Origin of the sequence: Streptomyces sp. NPDC001530, assembly GCF_042894545.1 — a bacterium.
Taxonomy (GTDB): domain Bacteria; phylum Actinomycetota; class Actinomycetes; order Streptomycetales; family Streptomycetaceae; genus Streptomyces.
On sequence record NZ_JBIAVS010000028.1, the window covers coordinates 43,593 to 65,488 of the forward strand.

The 21,896-nt window shown below is 69.5% G+C and carries 22 protein-coding genes and 3 pseudogenes; 11 read left to right on the forward strand and 14 right to left on the reverse strand.

Going from position 1 to position 21,896, the window contains the following annotated elements:
• Positions 1–3: 3 nt before the first annotated feature.
• The 5 genes from ACFY0T_RS42060 to hemL all read right to left on the reverse strand — a co-directional run bounded on the left by ACFY0T_RS42060 (position 4) and on the right by hemL (position 4,972).
• Complete coding sequence (locus tag ACFY0T_RS42060) at positions 4–765, reverse strand: cytochrome c biogenesis CcdA family protein (RefSeq protein WP_388883616.1); 762 nt, start codon at positions 763–765, stop codon at positions 4–6.
• 21 nt (positions 766–786) lie between these two features.
• Positions 787–1,410 carry a TlpA family protein disulfide reductase gene (locus ACFY0T_RS42065; protein WP_388883518.1) on the reverse strand — a complete coding sequence of 208 codons (624 nt, stop codon included), beginning with the start codon at positions 1,408–1,410 and terminating at the stop codon, positions 787–789.
• Between the two features lie 91 nt (positions 1,411–1,501).
• Entirely contained in the window at positions 1,502–2,758 is a 1,257-nt protein-coding gene (locus ACFY0T_RS42070) for a hypothetical protein (protein ID WP_388883520.1), read from the reverse strand.
• 208 nt (positions 2,759–2,966) lie between these two features.
• Entirely contained in the window at positions 2,967–3,659 is a 693-nt protein-coding gene (locus ACFY0T_RS42075) for a histidine phosphatase family protein (RefSeq protein ID WP_388883522.1), read from the reverse strand.
• Positions 3,656–4,972 carry a glutamate-1-semialdehyde 2,1-aminomutase gene (hemL, locus tag ACFY0T_RS42080; protein ID WP_388883524.1) on the reverse strand — a complete coding sequence of 439 codons (1,317 nt, stop codon included), beginning with the start codon at positions 4,970–4,972 and terminating at the stop codon, positions 3,656–3,658. The genes ACFY0T_RS42075 and hemL overlap by 4 nt, the downstream gene beginning before the upstream one ends.
• Before the next feature lie 408 nt (positions 4,973–5,380).
• Between hemL and ACFY0T_RS42085 the strand changes: the two genes are divergently transcribed.
• From ACFY0T_RS42085 to ACFY0T_RS42095, 3 genes are all read left to right on the forward strand, one after another.
• On the forward strand, positions 5,381–6,013 hold the full coding sequence (locus tag ACFY0T_RS42085; RefSeq protein ID WP_388883526.1) for a hypothetical protein: 633 nt from the start codon (positions 5,381–5,383) through the stop codon (positions 6,011–6,013).
• A gap of 119 nt (positions 6,014–6,132) precedes the next feature.
• Positions 6,133–6,501: an ArsR/SmtB family transcription factor gene (locus tag ACFY0T_RS42090; protein ID WP_388883528.1), complete on the forward strand. Its 369-nt coding sequence runs from the start codon at positions 6,133–6,135 to the stop codon at positions 6,499–6,501.
• 39 nt (positions 6,502–6,540) lie between these two features.
• A complete protein-coding gene (locus ACFY0T_RS42095; protein ID WP_388883530.1) occupies positions 6,541–7,080 on the forward strand; it encodes a DinB family protein in 540 nt (179 codons plus the stop codon).
• Positions 7,081–7,114: 34 nt separating this feature from the next.
• On the opposite strand, the gene ACFY0T_RS42100 is transcribed toward ACFY0T_RS42095, so the two are convergent.
• Positions 7,115–7,909, reverse strand: coding sequence for an aquaporin (locus ACFY0T_RS42100; protein ID WP_388883532.1), 795 nt, complete (start codon positions 7,907–7,909; stop codon positions 7,115–7,117).
• A 36-nt stretch (positions 7,910–7,945) separates the two neighbouring features.
• Positions 7,946–8,260 (reverse strand): ArsR/SmtB family transcription factor, encoded by a 315-nt coding sequence (locus ACFY0T_RS42105; protein ID WP_388883534.1) that lies wholly within the window; start codon positions 8,258–8,260, stop codon positions 7,946–7,948.
• Positions 8,261–8,363: 103 nt separating this feature from the next.
• Between ACFY0T_RS42105 and ACFY0T_RS42110 the strand changes: the two genes are divergently transcribed.
• The 5 genes from ACFY0T_RS42110 to ACFY0T_RS42130 all read left to right on the forward strand — a co-directional run bounded on the left by ACFY0T_RS42110 (position 8,364) and on the right by ACFY0T_RS42130 (position 13,967).
• Entirely contained in the window at positions 8,364–8,597 is a 234-nt protein-coding gene (locus tag ACFY0T_RS42110) for a hypothetical protein (RefSeq protein WP_388883536.1), read from the forward strand.
• 147 nt (positions 8,598–8,744) lie between these two features.
• Positions 8,745–9,164: an arsenate reductase ArsC gene (locus ACFY0T_RS42115; protein WP_388883538.1), complete on the forward strand. Its 420-nt coding sequence runs from the start codon at positions 8,745–8,747 to the stop codon at positions 9,162–9,164.
• 711 nt (positions 9,165–9,875) lie between these two features.
• The gene (locus tag ACFY0T_RS42120) at positions 9,876–10,742 is read left to right on the forward strand and encodes a hypothetical protein (protein WP_388883540.1); all 867 of its coding nucleotides are present in this window, start codon (positions 9,876–9,878) and stop codon (positions 10,740–10,742) included.
• A 160-nt stretch (positions 10,743–10,902) separates the two neighbouring features.
• Positions 10,903–11,580 (forward strand): class F sortase, encoded by a 678-nt coding sequence (locus ACFY0T_RS42125; protein WP_388883542.1) that lies wholly within the window; start codon positions 10,903–10,905, stop codon positions 11,578–11,580.
• A gap of 119 nt (positions 11,581–11,699) precedes the next feature.
• Positions 11,700–13,967, forward strand: coding sequence for a protein kinase (locus tag ACFY0T_RS42130; protein ID WP_388883544.1), 2,268 nt, complete (start codon positions 11,700–11,702; stop codon positions 13,965–13,967).
• On the opposite strand, the gene ACFY0T_RS42135 is transcribed toward ACFY0T_RS42130, so the two are convergent.
• Positions 13,968–14,474, reverse strand: a complete 507-nt coding sequence (locus ACFY0T_RS42135; protein ID WP_388883546.1) for a GNAT family N-acetyltransferase — start codon at positions 14,472–14,474, stop codon at positions 13,968–13,970. It lies immediately after the preceding gene.
• 229 nt (positions 14,475–14,703) lie between these two features.
• Between ACFY0T_RS42135 and ACFY0T_RS42140 the strand changes: the two are divergent.
• From ACFY0T_RS42140 to ACFY0T_RS42150, 3 genes and pseudogenes are all read left to right on the forward strand, one after another.
• Positions 14,704–14,898: pseudogene (locus ACFY0T_RS42140) on the forward strand (histidine kinase dimerization/phospho-acceptor domain-containing protein); the annotation flags it as partial.
• A gap of 416 nt (positions 14,899–15,314) precedes the next feature.
• A complete protein-coding gene (locus ACFY0T_RS42145; protein ID WP_388883618.1) occupies positions 15,315–15,539 on the forward strand; it encodes an ATP-binding protein in 225 nt (74 codons plus the stop codon).
• A gap of 63 nt (positions 15,540–15,602) precedes the next feature.
• Positions 15,603–16,370 carry a transglutaminase domain-containing protein gene (locus tag ACFY0T_RS42150; RefSeq protein WP_388883548.1) on the forward strand — a complete coding sequence of 256 codons (768 nt, stop codon included), beginning with the start codon at positions 15,603–15,605 and terminating at the stop codon, positions 16,368–16,370.
• Positions 16,371–16,515: 145 nt separating this feature from the next.
• Here ACFY0T_RS42150 and ACFY0T_RS42155 read toward each other — a convergent pair.
• From ACFY0T_RS42155 to ACFY0T_RS42180, 6 genes and pseudogenes are all read right to left on the reverse strand, one after another.
• Positions 16,516–16,683, reverse strand: a pseudogene (locus ACFY0T_RS42155) (response regulator); the annotation flags it as partial.
• A gap of 142 nt (positions 16,684–16,825) precedes the next feature.
• Positions 16,826–17,494, reverse strand: coding sequence for a potassium-transporting ATPase subunit C (locus ACFY0T_RS42160; protein WP_388883550.1), 669 nt, complete (start codon positions 17,492–17,494; stop codon positions 16,826–16,828).
• A gap of 24 nt (positions 17,495–17,518) precedes the next feature.
• On the reverse strand, positions 17,519–19,651 hold the full coding sequence (gene kdpB, locus ACFY0T_RS42165; protein WP_388883552.1) for a potassium-transporting ATPase subunit KdpB: 2,133 nt from the start codon (positions 19,649–19,651) through the stop codon (positions 17,519–17,521).
• Entirely contained in the window at positions 19,648–21,312 is a 1,665-nt protein-coding gene (gene kdpA, locus ACFY0T_RS42170) for a potassium-transporting ATPase subunit KdpA (RefSeq protein ID WP_388883554.1), read from the reverse strand. The genes kdpB and kdpA overlap by 4 nt, the downstream gene beginning before the upstream one ends.
• A gap of 8 nt (positions 21,313–21,320) precedes the next feature.
• On the reverse strand, positions 21,321–21,410 hold the full coding sequence (gene kdpF, locus ACFY0T_RS42175) for a K(+)-transporting ATPase subunit F (RefSeq protein WP_033264828.1): 90 nt from the start codon (positions 21,408–21,410) through the stop codon (positions 21,321–21,323).
• Positions 21,411–21,632: 222 nt separating this feature from the next.
• Positions 21,633–21,869: pseudogene (locus ACFY0T_RS42180) on the reverse strand (amino acid permease); the annotation flags it as partial.
• Between the last annotated feature and the right edge of the window lie 27 nt (positions 21,870–21,896).

Sequence of the window (21,896 nt, forward strand, 5' to 3'; positions counted from 1 at the left end):
GGGTCAGATCCCTACCGTGAAGCCGTCGGACCAGGTTTGCATCTGCTGCACGATGCTGTCCCACGCACCGGTGAGCAGAAGCAGGCCGGTCACGATCATCATGCTGCCGCCGATCCGCATCACCCATGTGTAGTGGCGCTTGACCCAGCCGAAGGCGCCGAGCGCCTTGCGGAAGGCGATCGCGGCGAGGACGAAGGGAATGCCGAGACCGAGGCAGTACGCGACGGTCAGTATGGCCCCTCGGCCGGCGCTCGCCTCATTCATCGCGAGGCCCTGCACGGAGGCGAGGGTCGGGCCGATGCAGGGGGTCCAGCCGATCCCGAAGAGCGCGCCGAGCAGGGGCGCGCCCACCAGACCGGCCACCGGCCGCTTGTGGAAGCGGAATTCGCGCTGGGTGAGCCAGGGCATCATCCCCATGAAGAAGACACCCATGAGGATCATGATCCCGCCGAGCACCTTGGACAGCGTCTCCTGGTGCTGGTGCAGGGTCGAGCCGAAGTATCCGAAGAGTGCCCCGCCCGACACGAACACGGCGGTGAAGCCGAGGACGAACAGGCCCGCGCCCGCGGCCATACGCCCCCGTCTGGCCTCCGCCAGGTCGGTGCCGCTGACTCCGGTGACGTACGACAGATAGCCCGGCACCAGCGGCAGCACGCACGGCGAGAAGAAGGAGACGAGTCCGCCGAGGACGGCGATCGGCAGGGCGACCAGCAGGGCACCGCTGTAGACCGTCTCGTTCCGGCCGGTGGACTCGGCCAGGGTCATGGCGAGGAGGGACACGTCAGGTCACTTCTCCGCGAGGACGGGGTCGAGCATCTTGCGCAGGCTGTCTTCGCTGAGTGCCTGGAGCGTCCGGGCGGCAACCTTGCCGTCGCGGTCGATGATGAGCGTGGAGGGGATCAGCTGCGGGTTCAGCGTGCCCTTCTTGAAGCGGAGCATCAGCTTGCCCGTGGGGTCGTACAGGCTCGGGTAGGTGATGCCCTGTTCCTTCTCGAAGGCCTGGGCCGGACCGGTGCTGGTGTCGCGGGTGTTGATGCCGACGAACTGCACGCCCTGGTCCTTGGTGTCCTGGTACACCCGCTCCAGGTTCTTGGCCTCGGCCCGGCAGGGCCCGCACCAGGATCCCCAGACGTTGAGGACGACGACCTTGCCCTTGTAGTCGCGGACGTCGAGCTGCTGGCCGTCGATGGTCTTGCCGGAGAGGTCGGGGATGGCGGCCCGCTCCCCCTTGGCCGCGGTGTCGACACCGTTCTTGCCTGCGACGAAGTTGGTGTTGCCCGCTCCCCCGGAGGTGCCCCCGGAACCACACGCGGACAGGACGAGCGCGGCGACGGCGGCCCCGGCGGTGAGCAGGGCGGCGCGGCTACGGGTGCGGTTCGGGTGCTGGTCGGCACGGCAGGCGGCACTCATGTGAAAAGTTTCGCATGCCCGTTTCGGGGATCTTCCGCACCCCCCTTGCGGGCCGAAACCCGCATTTCAGGCGGCCTGTCTCCCCAGCATTTCAGGCGGCCTGTCCCCCCAGGTAGGACTTCCAGCCGCCGGCAGGCTGCTGCCCCACGTCCAGCGACTGGAGCTTCGCCAGCACCTCGGGCTTCTGCACGTCCAGCCAGTCCACGAACTGCCGGAAGGAGACGAGGCGTACGTCGGCGCCCTTCTCCTTCTCGCGCGCGATGTGCTTGAACGCTGCTTCCACGGCGTCCATGTAGATGCCGCCGTTCCACTCCTCGAAGTGGTTGCCGATGAAGAACGGTGCGCGATTTGTCTCGTATGCCCGCTTGAACCCGGCGATATAGGAGTGGGTCGCCTGGGTGCGCCAGCCCGGGTAGTTGTAGGAGGGCGCCCGGGTCGTGCTGATCGACTGGTTGGCGAGGATGTTGTAGTCCATCGAGAGCACCTCGAAGGAGTGCCCTGGGAAGGGCATCGCCTGCAGCGGCAGGTCCCACAGGCCCTGGTTCTTCTGCGGCCAGCGCTGGCGGCCGCCGGGCGAGGAGGCGTCGTAGCGCCAGCCGAGCTCCTTGGCGGTGGGCAGCAGGTTGTTCTGGCCGAGCAGACACGGGGTGCGGCCGCCGATGAGCTCCTTCTCGTAGTCGAAGGGCAGCGGGGGCAGATCGGTCCAGCCGGTGTTGGTCCGCCACTCCTTCACGAAGGTCTTCGCCTGGTCGATCTCGCTGCGCCACTGCGCGGACGTCCAGTTGGCGACCGAGCCGGAGCCGGCGCAGAAGTGCCCGTTGAAGTGCGTGCCGATCTCATGCCCGTCGAGCCAGGCATGACGGACGAGCTTCAGCGTCGACTTGACGTGGTCGTCGCTGAGATAACCGATGTCCGAGGCGCCCCGGGGGTTATTGGGCGGCAAGTACATGCGCTTTTTCGACTCGGGCAGCAGATACAGCCCGGAGAGAAAGAACGTCATGTGCGCGTCGTGGTCTTTGGCGAGTTCGAGAAAGCGGGAGAAGAGTCCGGTCCCGACCTCTCCGGCGCCGTCCCAGGAGAAGACCACGAACTGCGGAGGGGTCTCGCCGGGCTCCAGCGGCTCGGGCCGCTTGGGCTGGTTCGGCTGCTTGCCGGTGTAGGCGGTGGAGCCGTCGCCGATGGGACGCGCGGGGTGCTTCGGCGCGCCGGGCTGCCCACTGCGGGAACCGCCGCCCCGGCTCGCGGCGTCTTGGTGCCCAACGGTGCCGGTACCGCACGCGGCGAGTCCCAGCGCAGCCGCGGCACCTGCCCCGAGGCCGATCATTCCCCTCCGGCTGAAGTCCCGCATACGGTCCCCATTTCATCGCGCCCTCTCAGCTGGCTCCCAGCTGGCACCCAATGAGAGGGCCCGATGAAGTTGGAGGTTCCGTCAAACTCGCGCTTATTTATATGAATTTACGAAGATGCGCTCATATGGCATGACTCCATACGCTTTGTGACGGGGCGTACGCCATGCGGGGAGCCGTACGAACCGCCCGTCGCGTCTTCGATGCCGGTCAGGCCCCGAACGCCTTGTCCTTCCCCTTCACCGGCTTGGCGCCCGCGAGGAGATGGGCCGGGACGAGATCGCGGGCGGGCTCGCTGTAGCCCACGGACACGATCTTGTCGCCCTGGTAGGTGAAGGTCGTCAGGGACGCCAGCGTGCACTGCCGCTTGCGCGGGTCGTGCCACAGCCGCCGCTTCTCCACATAGCTGCGCACGATCCAGATCGGCAACTGATGGCTGACCAGCACCGCTTCATGCCCGCGGGCGGCGTCCTTGGCGGCGTCCAGCGCCCCCATCATCCGGACGACCTGATCGACGTACGGCTCGCCCCAGGACGGCTTGAACGGGTTGACGAGGTGCTTCCAGTTCGCCGGCCGGCGCAGCGCGCCGTCGCCGACGCCGAACGTCTTGCCCTGGAAGACGTTGTCGGCCTCGATGAGCCGCGCGTCGGTCGCCAGGTCCAGCCCGTGCGCCTTGGCGATCGGGGTGGCCGTCTCCTGCGCCCGCTCCAGCGGCGAGGAGACGACATGGGTGACATCGCGCGAGGCGAGGTGCTCTGCGACCCGGTCGGCCATCTGCCGCCCGAGCTCGGACAGGTGGTACCCGGGCAGCCGTCCGTACAGCACCCCGTCCGGGTTGGCGACCTCGCCGTGCCGCATGAGGTGTACGACCGTGATGTCGCTGTTGTCGATGTGATCACTCATGCCGTGGCCTCCGCCGCTGCCCGCGCCGCCGCCGGAAGGGCGTCGGCGATCCGCTGAACCGCCTGCTCGTCGTGGGCCGTCGACACGAACCACGACTCGAAGGAGGACGGCGGCAGATACACGCCCTGCGCCAGCATCGAGTGGAAGAACGCGGTGTAGCGGAAGGACTCCTGCCCCTTGGCGCCCTCGTAGTCGCGCACCTGACGCCCCGTGAAGAACACGGAGAACATGTTGGAGGCGTTCTGCAGCCGGTGCGCCACGCCCTCCTTGGTCAGCGCCTCGGTCACCAGCGTCCGGATCTGCTCCGACACCGCGTCGACCTTGTCGTACGCCGCGTCGTCGAGCAGCCGCAGCTGGGCGAGCCCGGCGGCGGTCGCGACGGGGTTACCCGAGAGCGTGCCCGCCTGGTAGACCGGCCCGGCGGGCGCGAGGTGCGCCATGACGTCGGCGCGGCCACCGAAGGCCGCGGCCGGGAAGCCACCGCCCATGACCTTGCCGAAGGTCATGAGATCCGGACGTACCCCATCAATCCCGTACCAACCGGCCTTGCTGGTGCGGAAGCCGGTCATGACCTCGTCCGAGATGAACAGGGCGCCGTTCTTGGCGCAGGCGTCCTTGAGCCCCTGGTTGAACCCGGGCGCGGGCGGCACGACACCCATGTTGCCGGGCGAGGCCTCGGTGATCACACAGGCGATCTCGCCGGGGTGCGCGTGGAAGGCGGCGTTCACGGCTTCGAGGTCGTTGTAGGGAAGGACGATGGTGTCGCCGGCCTGGGCCCCGGTGACGCCGGGGGTGTCGGGCAGCGCGAAGGTCGCCACGCCGCTGCCCGCCGCGGCGAGCAGCGAGTCCACATGGCCGTGGTAGCAGCCGGCGAACTTGATCACCTTCGACCGCTGTGTGAACCCGCGGGCGAGACGGATGGCGGACATGGTCGCCTCGGTGCCGCTGGAGACGAGCCGGACCTGCTCGACGGGCTCGACGCGCGCGACGATCTCCTCGGCCAGGGCGACCTCGCCCTCGCCGGGCGTGCCGAAGGACGTACCGCGGGAGACGGCCTCCTGGACGGCGGCGATGACCTCGGGGTGGGAGTGCCCGAGGATCATCGGCCCCCAGGAACAGACGAGGTCGACGTATTCGCGGCCATCGGCATCGGTCAGGTAGGGACCGGTACCGGACACCATGAACCGGGGCGTACCGCCCACGGCGCGGAAGGCGCGTACGGGAGAGTTCACGCCGCCGGGTGTGACGGCCGCCGCACGGTCGAATAGAGACTGCGAGGCTGGGGCTTCGTAGGGATAAGGCAGTTCGGTCATGACCTGCGACGTCTCCGACTCCGGGGGCTAGTGACCTCCTCAGGGTAGGCCAGCGGCTCCGGGCGGCCGTGAGCGGAAGAGCGGGGCACCGCGGGTGGAAGAGCGCGGGAGCGGTGAACGTAGGATCGCCGCTCGACGTACGGCTCCACGTAGGGAAGATCCCGGCCATCGCGGAACGCCGTGGGCCGATGCCCGGTACGACAACCGGGCGCGGCCCCCCGGCCATCTGCGAAACTGGGGCTTCGTACGGACAGCTCACATGATTCATGGTGTTCAGAGGTCGCGAAGATCCTGCGGGCAGGTGTTTCAGCGCACGTTTCGGCGTGCGGCCGTGGGGGAGGTCACTGTCACGATGATCGGGTTGCGTGGCGGGGGTCGCGCGCCTTAGAAAAGCAGTCGGGTGGAGATATGCATCGCGGTGGCGGACTGGGCGAGGGGACCGATGACCTCGGTCCTCGGCGTGCCCGGCGGGGAAGGCACCGGCGCGAGGCGGAGGAAGCGGCCGAGACCCGGGCCGGACAGGTACAGGGATCGCAGGGTGAGCCCGAGCGGCTCGACCGCACGGTCGACCGGCTGCGGGCGGGGAGCGGGAATGGTGGCCGGGTGGGGGTGACGTACAAATACTTCGGCGCGCCGGACGGAGCGACGGCGGCCCGCGTCCCGATCTCGATGCGCCCCGAGGAACTCGGCGGCGACGAGCTCGGCATGAACGGCATGTTCACCAAGATCAAGCCGGAAACGATGGCCGCGATGGTCCTCACCGGCATCGAGGGCGTCCCCCTCCACAAGGTGCCCCCGCTCGAGCTGGTCGTCCTCCACCCCGACTACGCCGTCGTCAAGCTCCCCATGACCGTCGTGGACCCCCTCCGCGGCATCGGCGAGGAAGCGGTCGGCGCCGCCGCCTTCATCTGGTCCACGGTGCCGGACCGGGGCGGCCCCCGGGACGCCTTCAACGTCTACCAGCTGCTGCACGAGTGGCAGGACTTCAGCCATCGGTTGCATGAGGCGGGGCATCAGCCGTACTGCCTGGTGTGGCCCTGACCGGGCTCGTGCAGCAGGCCGCGGGCTGGGCCGGGTCGGGGACGTGACGCGCGGGCCATGGCGAACCAGGGACCGCCTCACGCTCGCCCCACTGCTTCGACGTGTGTCAACATAGATGCATGTCGAATACGGAGGCGCTGCCGCTGCTGGAGCCCGAGGTCCCCGAGGCCGTTGTGCCCTGCTGTCCTCCGCTGGCCGAGCGACCGTTGACAGCCGACGAGGCCGAGAGGACCGCCCGGATGTTCAAGGCGCTCGGCGATCCGGTTCGGCTGCGGCTGTTCTCGCTGGTCGCCTCGCACGAGGGCGGCGAGGCGTGCGTGTGCGACATCTCCGACGTCGGCGTCTCCCAGCCGACCGTCTCCCACCACCTGAAGAAGCTCAAGGAAGCCGGGCTGCTCACCTCCGAGCGGCGTGGCACCTGGGTGTACTACCGGGTGGAGCCGTCGGTGGTCGCCGCGATGGGGCAGATGCTCGGCACCCTCGGCTGACCATCCTCCGCACGCCGCACGGAGAGCAGGTGGGCCCCCATGGACGAGCCGCCGGTGGACCGTCACGCGATCCACGAGGAGTTGGAACGCGCCCGTACGACGTTCCACCAACTCCTCGACGACGCCACCGAGGCCGACTTGCGCCGGCCCACCGACGGCACCCGGTGGACCAACGAGCAGCTGCTGTTTCACATGCTCTTCGGCTACCTTCTGATCCGGCCGCTGCTGGTTGTGCTGCGGATCTTCGCGCGGCTGCCGCGTGGCGCCGGCCGGAGCTTCGCCCGACTCCTCGACGCCGTGACCAAGCCCTTCGACGTCATCAACTACCTGGGCCCGGTCGGCGGTGCGAGGGTCTTCGGCCGCCGCCGCATGGGCACGGCGTTCGACCGTGTGGTCGCCTCCCTGCACCGCCGCCTCGACACCGAGCCGGAGGCCGGCCTCGCACTCGGCATGCACTACCCCACCCGCTGGGACCCGTTCTTCCGCGACGTCATGACCATCGCGGACCTCTATCGCTACCCGACCCAGCACTTCGACTTCCACCGCCGACAGCTCACCCTGGCCGACGGGGGCCGTTGACGCGCAGGGGCCATCACCCCCGGCGCCCCACGGCTCATTCGGCCGGTCGTCCGCGCATGAAGATGAGCGCTACCAGGGCCAGTCCGACCACCGCGCCGACGAGTTGGACGCCGATGAACGCCGGGACCGAACCCGGCGCGATGCCCGCGAAGGTGTCGGTGAAGGCGCGGCCGATCGTCACCGCCGGGTTGGCGAAGGACGTGGACGAGGTGAACCAGTACGCCGCGCCGATGTACGAGGCGACCGCGACGGGCGCGAAGCGGAGGCGGTCGGTGCGGGCCAGACCGAAGATCAGCAGGATCAGACCGGCGGTGGCGACGACCTCACCGAGCAGCAGGTGCCCGGCGGAGCGGTCGTGGGTGGACCACTTCACCAGCGGCTCGCCGAACATCGCGTCGGCCAGGACGGCACCCGCGATCGCGCCGACGATCTGGGCGGGGACATAGACGGCCGCCTCACGCGCCGAGACCCCGGCGCCTCCACGGCGGCCGGTCCACCACTCGGCCAGGGTGACGGCCGGGTTGAAGTGGGCGCCCGAGACCGGGCCGAGCAGGGTGATCAGCACGCCGAGGCCGAAGACGGTGGCCGTGGAATTGGCCAGCAGCTGCAGGCCGACGTCCTTCGTCAGTTCGGTGGCCTGGATGCCGGAGCCGACCACGACCGCGACGAGCGCCGCCGTGCCGACCAGTTCGGCCGCGGCCTTGGCGATCAGCGGAGGAGCCTGGGGCGTGGTGGCGCCCGGAGCGGGCCGCGGATCGGTGCCGGGCGCGTCGGGGGCCAGGGCGGATTCCGCGGCTCTGTCGTGCTCGGTGGCCTCGGTGGCGGTCAACAGGACTCCTCGGTGCAGTCGCCGTAGGGGCGGAGATCAGGGGCAGGACCGCTTGACGTTGTGCTCGGCGGTGGCGCGCGCGGTCTCCGCGAGGTCGACGAAGTGACCGGCGAGCGAGGCGATGACGTCGGGCTTCAGCCGGTAGTAGGTGAACCGGCCGCAGGGTTCCGTCTCCACGACCCCGGCCTCGCGCAGCACCTTCAGATGGTTGGAGAGGTTGGTCTGCTTGGCCCCCGTCTCCTCGATCAGGTGCGTGGTACAGAGCGTCTCCTTGGCGAGCAAGGCGACGATCTGGAACCGGAGCGGGTCACCGAGAACCCGCATCAGATCAGTGTCGACCGACGTCATCATGGGCTGATAGTGTCACATCACTTCGGACTGATACCAGCCCGGACTGATACTTCGGACCCGCACCCCAGCACCCGTTGGGACCCACGCCCCGAAGGGGGTTCCCATGTCCGCATCCCCGCCCCCTGTCCTGTGGGACGAACGCCTCGCGGCCGGCATCGCCCGTCTCGCCCTCCGCTACCGGGGGCGCTTCGAGCCGGAGACCATCCAGCGCCTGATCATCGACTCCTACGACCGCCTCGCCGAGCACGCCCGCGCCCGTGTCCGCACCCACGTCATCACGATGGGGTGCGGCGGCGCTCCCGATCCTGCCGGGCCGCCGCTATGGACTGGCCGGTGACCGACCCCTAGGGTGCCCCGATCGCCGTCGTCCGGGGCATCCGCGACGAGATCGACGCCCACATCACCGAGCTGCCGGCCTCCCTGCTCAGCACCTGAACTCCGTACCCGCACCACTTGCTTGACCCACATCGCGAAGGAAGAACCCATGTCCTCCAGCCCGCTCGCCTCCGTGCTGTTCGTCTGCGTCCACAACGCCGGGCGCTCGCAGATGGCCGCCGGTTTCCTCGACCACCTCGCGGGCGACCGGATCGAGGTCCGCTCCGCCGGATCCGTCCCGGGCGACCAGGTCAACCCGGCCGCGGTCGAGGCGATGAAGGAGGTCGGCGTCGACATCGCCGACGCCAAGCCGAAGATCCTCACCACCGAGGCTGTCCAGGCGTCCGACTACGTCATCACCATGGGCTGCGGCGACGCCTGCCCGATCTTCCCCGGCAAGAAGTACCTCGACTGGGCCCTCGAGGACCCGGCGGGCAAGGGCGTCGAGGCCGTCCGCCCCATCCGGGACGAGATCAAGACGCGCATCGAGGCCCTGATCGCCGAGATCGACGCCCAGCAGGGGGCGTAGAGGCCGACGCCGGGCAGGAGGCGTAGAGGCCGACGCCGGGCAGAAGGTGTAGAGGCCGACGCCGGGCAGAAGGTGTAGAGGCCGACGCCGGGCAGAAGGTGTAAAGACCGTCACCGACACCGCGGGCTCGGCGCGCCGGGTGAGGACGGTGATCGTGGCGACCGGATCCGGCCTACGGGGCGCGCCGGCGCTCGCCGGGCCGGCGGCACCGGCACATGGGCGGGCGCGGGCTCGACCGCGCCGTACGCCGTCGACGTTTCCTGTACGTGGGGGTGTGCCGCGGTCGGAGACCCGGCGGGAGCCGATCCCGGCGGCCCGGTGCCGATCCCGGCCACCCGGTGCCATTCCCGGCAGCCCGGAGCCGCCCCCGAAACGACCCGGTGCCCGACTTCCCATGGCCCAGGCAGTCCTGACGCCTCCTTGGATGCCGTGCGCGTGCGCACTCGTGTTGCGGCCGATCGGGTAATACCCGCGGCGTGGCGCAGGGCGGGATGCGGGTGGACGGTGTAGGGCGAAATGGCAGGTCAGGACGGTTCGGGGCGGGCGGGGCGGGCGGCTGGGGGGCTGGTGGGCGTGACCTCAGCGGTGCGCCAGGTGAGCGGCTCGAGTGGTGCGCGGGGCGGGACAGCCTGACGGTGGATCACGTCGGGGCCGGGTTCTCACAACGCTGACGTGGTGTCAGCTGCCCGGCTGCGACGGAAGGACTCGACGATGCGATCTGCCCGCATGCTCCTCGCCACCGCGACGGCCACGGCCGCCCTCGCGATCGGCGCTCCAGGCGCCTATGCCGCCACCGCCGGTGACTGGGACAGCGATGACTCTTCCTACAGCAAGGAGCACGACAAGGACAGCAGCCACGACAAGCCCAACGGTGGGGTGCACACGGGTGGCGGTGCGCTGACCGCCGTCACGGGTGATGACTGGAGCAAGGGCGACGACGAGGAGAAGGACGACTCCGACCACGGGGACGACTCCGGCCATGGCAAGGACGACTCCTACTCCGACGGGGGCGACTCGGACTCCGACCACGGCTCCGACCACGACAAGCCCAAGGGCGGCGTACACGCCGGTGGCGGCGCGCTGACCGCCATCAAGGGTGACGACTGGAGCAAGGGCGACGACGAGAAGAAGGACGACTCCGATCACGGCAAGGACGACTCCTACTCCGACGGGGGCGACTCGGACTCCGATCACGGCAAGGACGACTCGGACTCCGGCTACGGCAAGGACGACTCGGACTCCGACCACGACAAGCCCAAGGGCGGCGTACACACCGGCGGCGGCGCGCTGACCGCCATCAAGGGTGACGACTGGAGCAAGGACGACGGCGGAGACAAGAAGTTCGACCCGGAGAGCTACAAGGACTCCGACTCCGGCCACGGCAAGGACGACTCGGACTCCGGCTACGGCAAGGACGACTCGGACTCCGACCACGGCAAGCCCAGGGGCGGCATGCACACCGGTGGCGGCGGGCTCGCCTCGCCGGGTGTCACGGCCGGCGGGCTGGCGGTCCTGGCGGTCGCCGGCGCGGGTGCGTACGCGCTGCGCCGCAGGAGCGTGGAGGGTGGTGCGGCCTGACCCATGTCTGACGACATAGGTGACATAACAGCCTGGGCCGTCGCCTGCGCACCTCGTGGCGGCCCGGCTGGCCCTCTCATTGCTGTGTCTCTTGCCTTGTCTACTCCCTTGTCTATTGCTGTGTCCGCTCTGCTGCCCTGATCCAGTGAGGTGGTGCCCGATGGCAGCCCGGTTGTCCTCCCCTGTCGAGATCCGATCCGTGCCGCCCAAGAAGGGCCGCCCCGGCGTGCCGTTGATCGTGTGGTGCGCCGGAATCGTGTTCCTGGCGCTGAGCCTGTTCGGCGGCCCTGGCACGACGTCGGACCAATCCCCTGGGCACCGGACCGCGGCGGCACCCGCGCCGACGTCGTCGGCCGCGCCCGCCATGGGGAAGACGGGCACACCTCTGCCGCGGTCCAAGCCGACGCGGCTGCTCATCCCGAAGATCGAGGTGGATGCCCCCTTCACCGCCCTCACCATCGACTCCTCGGGCCGGCTCGACCCCCCGCCCGCCGACGACGTGAACCTGGTCGGCTGGTACGCAGGCGGCGTCACCCCCGGAGAGAGGGGTGCGTCGATCATCGCCGGGCACGTCGACACGACGACGTCCGCGGCCGTGTTCGCGGGCCTCAGCGAGCTGGAGAAGGGGGACAAGTTCACCGTCGAAAGGGCCGACGACCGTACGGCCTCGTTCGTGGTCGACAGTGTCGAGACCTTCGAGAAGGACGAGTTCCCCGATGAGCGCGTGTACGCCGACACCCCCGATGCCCAGGTCCGGCTCATCACCTGCGCCGGTGACTACGACCATGCCGCGAAGGACTACACGGAGAACCTGGTGGTCTTCGCCCACCTCGTCTGAGCACGACGCAAGTCTGAGCACGACGCAGGTCTGAGCACGACGCAGGGGGATGTGAGGGGTGGGTGGAACTCACCCCCGGCGCCCTCCGCGTCCTGCCCACCGCCGTAAAGTCCTGCCCCGTGCGCGGACGACGACTCGACGACCGATACGAACTGATCGAACTCCTCGGCTCCGGCGGCATGGGCGAGGTCTGGCGGGCCCGGGACGAGGAGTTGGACCGCGAGGTGGCGGTCAAGATCCTGCTGCCCGCCAGGGGCGACGGCAGCGACCGGGGCGAAGCGCTCGCCCGGTTCCGGCGCGAGGCCCGGGTCGCCGCGGCTCTCGACAGCCCCCACATCGTCGCCGTGCACGATCACGGAACGGACGGCGACAGCCCGTATCTCGTGATGGCTCTCGTCGAGGGGCGCACGCTGGAGGAGATCCTGCGGGAGAGCGGGCGCGTGCCGGTCAGGGACGCGTTGCGGTGGACCGCCGACGTGTGCCGCGGGCTCGGCGCCGCGCACGCCGCCGGGGTCGTGCACCGGGACATCAAGCCCGCCAACATCATGGTCACCGGCGAAGGCGACGCGTCCGTGGCCAAGATCGTCGACTTCGGGATCGCCAAGTTCACCGAATTCCGGGCCACCGACCCGCGGTTGACCCACACCGGCCAGCTCCCCTTCGGCAGCGTTCAGTACATGGCGCCCGAGCGTTTCCACCAGCGCCGGGGTGACGGGCGTACCGACCTCTACGCCGTCGGCTGTGTCCTGTACGAACTCCTTGTCGGCAGGCCCCCATTCGTCGGGGACGCGGCGGGCATCATGTACAACCACCTGCACGACGAACCCCTGCGGCCGAGTCGGGCGCGTACCGAACTCACCCCCGCCATCGACCGGTTGGTCCTCGACCTGATGGCCAAGGACCCGGACGACCGGCCCGCCGACGCGCATGCGGCGCTCGCGCGCATAGAGGCGGCGGCGCAGCCGCCGGCTCCTCCTGCTCCTGATCCCGCTCCTCCTGCTCCGGTACCTCCTGTCGTACGGGAAGCAACTCCCGCGGACGCCAAGCCGCCCGCGCCCGTCCCCCAGCCCGTGGCCAAGGAGGTCTCGAAGGAGGACGCGAAGCAATCCCCCTGGATCCCCGCGTCCCCGGCGCCCTCCACCCCGCGTCGCCCGCGCCGCACCCCCGTGCTCGCCACCGTCGCCGCCCTGCTCGCCCTCGGCATTCCGACGGGGATCGGCCTGAGCATGTCGTCTTCGGACGGCGACGAGAGTGACGGCCGGGCCCAGGACCCGGCGGCCGAGAAGACGTCCGCGGCGCCGAAGTCGTACACGCTGGGTGTCGCCTACGACTGGGGAGACGACGAGCACGGGGAGGTGCCCCGGATCCGCACGCAGGTCGTGAGGGCCGCGTTGAAGGAGGCCGAGCGCCGGGCGAAGCGGAAGACCCCGGTGAACGTCGTCGCCGTGGAGGACTACAGGCAGACACCCGCGGAGAAGCTGCTGGAGCAGCACCCGGGAATGATCGGCCTCGTCGGTGCCGTCGACGACTTCGCGGGCGTCGATGCCGACTGGTCACAGGAGATGGCCGTGGTCGACGTCTGCGATCCCGGGGGCGACCCGGACTACGAATACGCCCTTCCCGCAACGGAGTTCGAGGTGGGGCAGCAGGCGGCCCGCTACCTCGCGGGAGCGTATGGCGTCGGCAAGGTCGTGGAGACGTCGGAGAGTTACTGGGACACGGACACCGACAAGGACACCTTCGGGCACGGTCTGCGCGCGGCCGGGCTCGCCGCGCTGCCGCTGCCCTCGCAGAAGGGGTCCGACGGCATGAGCGCGAGCCAGATCGCGACGGATCTGGACAAGGCGCGGCCGGACGCCGTGACCGTGGCCGATCTGCGGGCCGGCGGCGGCGACGAGCACATCGTCCCGACCGTGCGGGACCGCGGCACGCTCATCGCCGTCCACACCAGCTATGCGTCGGCCTGCGACATCTCGGACGACTTCGAGATGTTCGCCCGGCAGGACAAGCAGCTGCCGGACGGCAGTCTCCGCTTCCGCACCTTCAACGACGAGACGCAAAAGCCCGACTGCACGGATTTCCCCAAGCTGTGCACGGACGACGCCGAGCTGAAGAAACTGCTGAAGTACCGCGGTACAGCCGAGTTGTACGACGCCACGCTCGCCGTCGCGGCGGGGATCGACCAGGTGCTGGGCGACGGGAAGCGGCCGGACGCGGACAGCGCCCGTACACAGCTCCGGGCCAGCCTGGAGACGGTCAAGTCCGACGGGCTCCTTGGGACCTACACCTTCAAGGGGCACCAGGCGCAAGGCCGTCCGGTGTGGGTCGACCGCCTCGTCGGAGGCAAGTGGAAGCAGCTGGGGACGGTCAAACGGCTCACCGGCTGATCAAGCGGCTCCGAGGGTGATCCAGAAGCGGTCCTCGCCGTGTGCCTGACCGTCGGGTATGCCGCCGTTGGCCCGGATGACCCGCCGGGACGGCTCATTGTCGACGTCGCAGGTCAGCAGGACGCGGTCGAGGCCCAGGCGGCGGCACTCGGCGAGCCCCGCGGCGAGCATCCGCGTCGCGTGTCCCTGGCGGCGCCACGGTCGGACGACGTGATAGCCGACATGGCCGCCGGCCTCGGCCAACTCGGGTGTCAGCTCGTGCCGTACGACGAGCGTGCCGAGGTAGTGCTCACCGGAGACGTACCAGAACAGGGTCGACGGCACGCCCCACCGGATCTGTTCGCCGCGGCGCTGTGCGACGAAGGCGTCGAAGTCGTCGGCTGCCGGGCCCAGCCACTCCATGGCGCGTCCTTCGGCCACGCAGTCGGCGCGCTCACCGGACAGGTACGAGTCCCGCACCGTCGCCGTGGGCCAGACCAGAGTGGGCGGTTCCTTCAGAAGGGTCATGTCCTGCAGTGTCATGCCCTGCAGTCTTCATCCAACCCCGTCGCGGCTCTCCCCATTTTCGGTCCACAGGGATCTCCCAGCATTCGTCCCGGGGCCTCCCACACCGCTTCCCTAGCGTGCGACGGGCCCGTGCATCCCGTCTCAGTCAACCGACGGCAACCTCGACCTGCGGCTGCACGACACCGACGAACGCACCGAGACCGGACGGCTCGGCCGGGTCCTGAACACCATGCTCGAACGGCTCCAGGGCGCCCTGCGCGAGAGCGAGACCTCCGAGGCCCGGCTGCGCCGCTTCGTCGCCGACGCCGGGCACGAACTGCGTACGCCGCTCACCACGATCCAGGGCTTCGCCGAACTGGCGCTACGCCACGAGCAGCAGTCCGCCGAGGGCCGGCGCGAGGCGAACCGGCTGATCGCCCAGAACGCGGAACGCATGAGCCTGCTCGTCGACGACCTGCAACTGCTCGCCCAACTCGACCAGGAACCCTCCTACCGCCGGGAACCCGTCGACCTGCTGTCCCTCGCCGCCGACGCCGTGAGCGCCGCCGCGCTGGGCAGCCGCGGGCGTCCGATCGGCCTCGATCCGCTGTGTACGGGAGATGAGCTGGAGGTCGTGGAGACCCTCGGCGATCCGCACCGGCTGCGGCAGGTCGTCGAGAACCCGCTGTCCAACGCGCGCACGCACACTCCCGCGGGCACGCCCGTCCACGTACGCGTCGGTACGGGCCTGGTGGGGCCGGACACCGGCGGGGTGGACGGGCCGGGTGGCACCGGCGCGTCACCGCCCCTGCCGTACGGGACGGCTGTCGGCGTACTGGAGATCGTCGACGAGGGCCTGGGCTGGCCCCCGAGGATGCCCAGCGCGTCTTCGAGCGCTTCTACCGGGCGGACCCGTCCCGATCCCGATCCCGATCCCGGTCCCAGTCCCGGTCGCGCAGCCAGGGCGGCAGCGGGCTCGGGCTCGCCATCGCCGCCGCGATCGCTCAAGGGCACGGTGGCCGTCTGGAACTGGACACCGCGCCGGGGAAGGGCTGTACGTTCCGGCTGCTGCTCCCGCGGTCCTGAACTCGTGGGCCGGGCCCGTGTGATGATGGCCGGGGATCAGTCACGGGGACATGGGGGACGGACATGACCAGCCGCCTGTTGATGCCGTACCGGCGCGCGAATGCCGTACGGGCCGGGACACCCGAACCCGTACGCGGCTCGACGCGGCCCACCGCGATCCTGGACTGGGAACACTCGGTCGTCCGGGCGTTGGTGGAGCGGATCCCGGGGAACGGAGACGCCCGCGCGTCGCTGCGCGTGGCTCACGGGATCATCGCGCGCGAGGTGCGGCCCGTCTACTCAGTGGACGACCTGCGCCGCGCCTCGCGGACGCTGGAGCTCGGGCGCGGGTCGTGCAGCCAGCGGATGGCGGTGCTCGAAGCGGTCGCGCGGGCGCTGGATGTTCCCACGCGGGTGCGGGGACTGCTGGTGGACGGCTCCTTCTGGTATCCGCGCTTCCCTCGCCTCAAGCCGCTCGTGCCGGAGCAAGTGCTGCTGGCGTGGCCCGAGTTCCTCCTGGAAGAGGAATGGGTCCCGATCGCCGAGCTCTTCGGAACCCTGACCGAACTGAGCGCGACGTCCGGCCACTTCACCAACAAGGGCGGCGAGACCCTTTTCGACGCGGTGGCCCGTACGGCGGTCGACTGGGACGGCGGAACGTCCGCGAGCTGCGCCGGCGGCCCGGGAACCGTCTGTGACTTCTCCGCCCAAGTCCGCCTGGACCTCGGCCGCTTCACCTCCCGCGACGAACTCTTCGCCCGACACGGGCAGACCCTGTGCCTGGCGGCACGGACACTTGCGGAGCCGGTGCTGGGACGGTGGAGCGCGGGGGCCCGCGTCGGCTTGGGCTGAGGGAGGTTTCGTCGCCCCCGCCGCCCCTACCCGTCCCGCCCCTGGGGGCTGCCGCCCCCAGACCCCCGCTTAAAAGACTGCGCAGTTCCCCGCGCCCCTTTAGGAGAGCATCGCGTACGTCTTCCCGACGCCCGGTGCCGCACCGAGGCAGCCCGAGGTCCAGTACGACCACATCGGGCCGGCGCGCGGCGGCGAGCCGGAGCGCGGTGGCGCCGTCGGGGGCGGCGTCGACTCCGTACCCGCGGGCCTGCATGTTGATCACGAGCGCCCGTACGAGCTGTGGATCGTCCTCCACCACCAGCACCCGCGTCATCGGTGTGCGCCTTTCCTCTTGAACGTGTGCGGAGCGTTGCACGGAGGGCTGGAGAGTGAGCAACCGGCCTCATGGCTGCGGGAGTTGACGAACACGAGAGGTGTCCTCGGCCGCCAACTCCCGCGTGGTGCGCGTAAGGCCATCAGCTCTTCGCCACGAGTTCCTTGAGCGCGATGTTGAGTTCCAGGACGTTGACGCGGGGCTCGCCGATGAAGCCGAGGGTGCGGCCGTCGGTGTGCTCGTCGACCAGCTTCTGGACCTGGGCGACGGAGAGCCCGTTCTTCACCGCGACGCGGTGGACCTGGATGTCCGCGTAGTCCGGGGAGATGTCCGGGTCCAGGCCAGAGCCGGAGGACGTCACCGCCTCGGCGGGGACGTCGGACGGCTTGACCTTGTAGTCCGAGGTCGAGTTGTCCTTGATGACCGCGGCCTTGGCGTCCATGACCCACTTGATCAGGTCGGCATTGTCACCGGAACGGTTGGTGGCGCCGGACAGGATCAGCTTGTACTGCGTGTTGACCGAGTTCACACCCAGCCCGTTCTGCGGGCGGCCCTGGAACCACTTCAGGTCGGGCTCCGGGGTCTCCTGGCCCTTCTTCAGCGGCAGGTTGTACGCCTGACCGATGAGCGAGGAGCCGACGACCTTGCCGCCCGCCTTGATCTCCGAGCCGTTGGCCTTGTCGTGGAACAGACCTTGGGCGACACCGGTGACCGCCAGCGGGTAGAGGACGCCCGTCACCACCGTGAGCACCAGGAGCGCTCGCAGGCCGGCCCAGAGCAACCGGGCAGTGTTCGTAACCGAGTTGTTCATGGCGATCAGCACGCTTTCAAAGAGTTACAGCCCGGGGATGAGGGAGATGAGCAGGTCGATGATCTTGATGCCGATGAAGGGGGCGATCAGCCCGCCCAGGCCGTAGATCCCGAGGTTGCGGCGGAGCATCTTGTCGGCGCTGACCGGCCGGTACTGCACACCCCGCAGGGCGAGCGGCACCAGCGCGATGATGATCAGCGCGTTGAAGATGACCGCGGACAGGATCGCGGAGTCCGGCGAGGACAGGTGCATGATGTTGAGCTTGTCCAGGCCCGGGTAGACCGCCGCGAACAGCGCCGGGATGATCGCGAAGTACTTCGCGACGTCGTTGGCGATCGAGAACGTCGTCAACGCGCCCCGAGTGATGAGGAGTTGCTTGCCGATCTCGACGATCTCGATGAGCTTGGTCGGGTTCGAGTCGAGGTCGACCATGTTGCCGGCCTCCTTGGCGGCCGACGTACCCGTGTTCATCGCCACGCCGACGTCCGCCTGCGCGAGGGCCGGGGCATCGTTCGTACCGTCACCGGTCATCGCGACGAGCTTGCCGCCGGCCTGCTCGCGCTTGATGAGCGCCATCTTGTCCTCGGGAGTCGCCTCCGCGAGGAAGTCGTCGACACCCGCCTCTTCGGCGATCGCCTTGGCCGTCAGCGGGTTGTCACCCGTGATCATGACGGTCTTGATGCCCATGCGGCGCAGCTCGTCGAACCGCTCGCGCATGCCGTCCTTGACGACGTCCTTGAGGTGGATGACGCCCAACACCCGGGCGCCGTCCGTGTCTTCGATGGCCACGAGCAGCGGCGTGCCGCCCGCCTCGGAGATCCGGTTGGCCAGAGTGTCGGCGTCCTCGGACACCTCGCCGCCCCGCTCCTTGACCCAGGCGATGACCGAACCGGCCGCGCCCTTGCGGATCTTGCGCCCGTCGACGTCCACACCCGACATCCGGGTCTGGGCGGTGAAGGCGATCCACTCAGCACCGGCCAGCTCGCCCTGGTGCCGCTCGCGCAGCCCGTACTCCTCCTTCGCCAGTACGACGATGGAGCGGCCCTCGGGCGTCTCGTCGGCCAGCGAGGAGAGCTGGGCGGCGTCGGCGACCTCGGCCTCGGTGGTGCCGCTCACGGGCACGAACTCCGAAGCCTGGCGGTTGCCGAGGGTGATGGTGCCGGTCTTGTCGAGGAGCAGCGTCGAGACGTCACCGGCGGCCTCGACCGCACGACCCGACATGGCCAGGACATTGCGCTGCACCAGCCGGTCCATGCCCGCGATGCCGATAGCGGAGAGCAGCGCGCCGATGGTGGTCGGGATCAGGCAGACGAGCAGCGCCACCAGCACGACCATCGTGAGGTGCGTCCCCGCGTAGTCCGCGAACGGGGGCAGGGTCGCCACCGCGAGCAGGAAGACGATCGTCAGCGAGGCCAGCAGGATGTTCAACGCGATCTCGTTGGGCGTCTTCTGGCGTGCGGCGCCCTCGACGAGGGAGATCATGCGGTCGATGAAGGTCTCGCCCGGCTTCGTCGTGATCTTGATGACGATCCGGTCGGAGAGGACCTTCGTACCGCCGGTGACGGCCGAGCGGTCGCCGCCGGACTCGCGGATGACGGGCGCCGACTCACCGGTGATGGCCGACTCGTCGACGGACGCCACGCCCTCGACGACGTCACCGTCGCCGGGGATGATGTCGCCCGCCTCGCAGACGACCAGGTCACCGACGCGCAGCTCGGTGCCGGGGACCTGCTCCTCGGTCTTGCCGTCCTTGGACAGCCGACGCGCGACCGTGTCGGTCTTGGCCTTGCGCAGGGTGTCCGCCTGCGCCTTGCCGCGGCCCTCGGCCACCGCCTCCGCCAGGTTGGCGAAGATCACGGTCAGCCACAGCCAGGCGCTGATGGCCCAGCCGAACCAGTCGCTCGGGTCCTTGAAGGAGAAGACGGTCGTCAGGACCGAGCCGACAAGGACCACGAACATGACAGGTGATTTCACCATCACCCGCGGGTCGAGCTTGCGGAAGGCGTCCGGCAGCGACTTGAGCAGCTGCTTCGGGTCGAACAGACCCGCGCCGACGCGTCCTTCGTCCTTGTGGCCGGTCGGCACGTCCTGGTGCGGCGCCCGGGTCGGAGTGGCTGTGGACATCGAGTCCTCTTGCTTCTCTGTACGAGTGGTCATGACGCCAGCCCCTCGGCCAGCGGACCCAGCGCGAGGGCCGGGAAGTAGGTCAGACCGGTGATGATCAGGATCGCGCCGACGAGGAGACCGGCGAACAGCGGCTTCTCGGTGCGCAGGGTGCCCGCGGTCGCCGGGACCGGCTTCTGCTCGGCGAGCGAACCGGCCAGGGCGAGGACGAACACCATCGGCAGGAAGCGGCCGAGCAGCATGGCGAGCCCGATGGTGGTGTTGAACCACTGGGTGTCCGCGTTCAGCCCCGCGAAGGCCGAGCCGTTGTTGTTGGCGCCCGAGGTGTAGGCGTACAGGATCTCGGAGAAGCCGTGCGCCCCGCTGTTGGTCATCGAGTTGCCCGGGGTCGGCAGGGCCATCGCCGCGGCGGTGAAGACGAGCACCAGCGCCGGGGTGATGAGGATGTAGCAGGCCGCGAACTTGATCTCGCGGGTGCCGATCTTCTTGCCCAGGTACTCGGGGGTGCGGCCGACCATCAGACCGGCGATGAACACCGCGATGATCGCCATGATCAGCATGCCGTAGAGGCCGGAGCCTGTGCCACCGGGCGCGATCTCGCCGAGCTGCATGCCCAGCAGGTTCAGGCCGCCGCCCAGGCCGGTGTTGGAGGAGTGGAAGGAGTCCACCGCACCGGTCGAGGTGAGCGTCGTGGAGATCGAGAAGATCGACGAGGCGCCGATGCCGAAGCGGGTCTCCTTGCCCTCCATCGCGCCGCCCGCGATCTGGAACGCCGGGCCGTGGTGGGCGAACTCGGTCCACATCATCAGGGCGATGAAGCCAACCCAGATCGTGGCCATCGTGGCGAGGATCGCGTAACCCTGGCGCAGCGAGCCGACCATGCGGCCGAAGGTGCGGGTCAGCGAGAACGGGATGACCAGCATCAGGAAGATCTCGAAGAGGTTCGAGAACGGGGTGGGGTTCTCGAAGGGGTGCGCGCTGTTGGCGTTGAAGTAGCCGCCGCCGTTGGTGCCCACCTCCTTGATGGCCTCCTGCGAGGCGACCGCGCCGCCGTTCCACTGCTGCGAGCCGCCCGTGAACTGCCCGATCGAGTGGATCCCGGAGAAGTTCTGGATCGCGCCGCACGCCACGAGGATGATCGCTGCGACGACGGCGAGCGGCAGCAGGATGCGGATCGTGCCGCGCACCAGGTCGGCCCAGAAGTTGCCGAGCTCACCGGTGCGGGAGCGGGAGAAGCCGCGCACCAGCGCGACGGCCACCGCGATGCCGACGGCCGCGGAGACGAAGTTCTGGACGGCCAGACCGGCGGTCTGTACGACGTGGCCCATGGCCTGCTCGCCGTAGTACGACTGCCAGTTGGTGTTCGTCACGAAGGACGCGGCGGTGTTGAACGCCTGGTCCGGGTCGATGGCGGAGAAGCCGAGCGACCCGGGCAGGTGGCCCTGGATGCGCTGCAGCAGGTAGAGGAAGAGGACGCTGACGGCAGAGAAGGCGAGGACGCCGCGCAGGTAGGCGGGCCGGCGCATCTCGGCGTTCGGGTTGGCGCCGATGCCCTTGTAGATCCACTTCTCGACGCGCAGGTGCTTGTCGGAGGAGTAGACCTTGGCCATGTAGTCGCCGAGGGGACGGTAGGCGAGTGCCAGTGCCGCTATGAGCGCGAGCAGCTGGAGGACGCCTGCGAGGACGGGGCTCATGTTGGTGCTCAGAACCTCTCCGGGAAGACGAGGGCGAGGACGAGATAGCCCAGCAGGGCGACGGCCACGACCAGGCCGACGATGTTTTCGGCGGTCACAGCTTCGTCACCCCCTTGGCGACGAGGGCCACCAGCGCGAACACCGCGATCGTGGTGACGACGAAGGCCACGTCGGCCATCGTGAGCTCCTGGATGAGGTCCGGATTGAACTGACGGTTAGAGGAAAGCCCCTCCGTGGCCGGATTCGACCGCCGTTGACGCCTCCCTTACGGGGGCCCATACGCCCTTGACGCATCTCTTACGGCCGCGGTCGAACCAAGGTCAGGAAAGGCGGAACCGGAGCCTGCAGATCACCGCGTCCGTGTCCCTGCGCACGGCGTGCGCGACCACGGCGCCCCGCTGGTTCTGCAGCAGCCGCTGCCACAGCCGGTCGGGCTCCACCTCGGGGATCAGGACGGTGACGCGAGTGCTGGGCTCGGCGATTCCGCGTACGTACGAGGCGATCGGGCGGCCCAGGGCTCGGCGCGCGGAGGCGAGGCGGATCAGCGGGACGCCCGGCCACCCATGGCCGCGTACGCACGTCTC

Excerpts from the sequence above, each read along its gene's own strand:
- ACFY0T_RS42090 (WP_388883528.1), top strand. The coding sequence starts at position 6,133 with ATGTCGAATACGGAGGCGCTGCCGCTGCTGGAGCCCGAGGTCCCCGAG.
- ACFY0T_RS42070 (WP_388883520.1), bottom strand. The coding sequence starts at position 2,758 with ATGCGGGACTTCAGCCGGAGGGGAATGATCGGCCTCGGGGCAGGTGCC.
- ACFY0T_RS42110 (WP_388883536.1), top strand. The coding sequence starts at position 8,364 with ATGTCCGCATCCCCGCCCCCTGTCCTGTGGGACGAACGCCTCGCGGCC.
- kdpB (WP_388883552.1), bottom strand. The coding sequence starts at position 19,651 with ATGACCACTCGTACAGAGAAGCAAGAGGACTCGATGTCCACAGCCACT.
- ACFY0T_RS42115 (WP_388883538.1), top strand. The coding sequence starts at position 8,745 with ATGTCCTCCAGCCCGCTCGCCTCCGTGCTGTTCGTCTGCGTCCACAAC.
- kdpA (WP_388883554.1), bottom strand. The coding sequence starts at position 21,312 with ATGAGCCCCGTCCTCGCAGGCGTCCTCCAGCTGCTCGCGCTCATAGCG.
- ACFY0T_RS42160 (WP_388883550.1), bottom strand. The coding sequence starts at position 17,494 with ATGAACAACTCGGTTACGAACACTGCCCGGTTGCTCTGGGCCGGCCTG.
- hemL (WP_388883524.1), bottom strand. The coding sequence starts at position 4,972 with ATGACCGAACTGCCTTATCCCTACGAAGCCCCAGCCTCGCAGTCTCTA.
- ACFY0T_RS42105 (WP_388883534.1), bottom strand. The coding sequence starts at position 8,260 with ATGATGACGTCGGTCGACACTGATCTGATGCGGGTTCTCGGTGACCCG.
- ACFY0T_RS42120 (WP_388883540.1), top strand. The coding sequence starts at position 9,876 with ATGCGATCTGCCCGCATGCTCCTCGCCACCGCGACGGCCACGGCCGCC.
- ACFY0T_RS42065 (WP_388883518.1), bottom strand. The coding sequence starts at position 1,410 with ATGAGTGCCGCCTGCCGTGCCGACCAGCACCCGAACCGCACCCGTAGC.
- ACFY0T_RS42125 (WP_388883542.1), top strand. The coding sequence starts at position 10,903 with ATGGCAGCCCGGTTGTCCTCCCCTGTCGAGATCCGATCCGTGCCGCCC.
- ACFY0T_RS42150 (WP_388883548.1), top strand. The coding sequence starts at position 15,603 with ATGACCAGCCGCCTGTTGATGCCGTACCGGCGCGCGAATGCCGTACGG.
- ACFY0T_RS42060 (WP_388883616.1), bottom strand. The coding sequence starts at position 765 with ATGACCCTGGCCGAGTCCACCGGCCGGAACGAGACGGTCTACAGCGGT.
- ACFY0T_RS42085 (WP_388883526.1), top strand. The coding sequence starts at position 5,381 with ATGCATCGCGGTGGCGGACTGGGCGAGGGGACCGATGACCTCGGTCCT.
- ACFY0T_RS42095 (WP_388883530.1), top strand. The coding sequence starts at position 6,541 with ATGGACGAGCCGCCGGTGGACCGTCACGCGATCCACGAGGAGTTGGAA.
- ACFY0T_RS42075 (WP_388883522.1), bottom strand. The coding sequence starts at position 3,659 with ATGAGTGATCACATCGACAACAGCGACATCACGGTCGTACACCTCATG.
- ACFY0T_RS42135 (WP_388883546.1), bottom strand. The coding sequence starts at position 14,474 with ATGACCCTTCTGAAGGAACCGCCCACTCTGGTCTGGCCCACGGCGACG.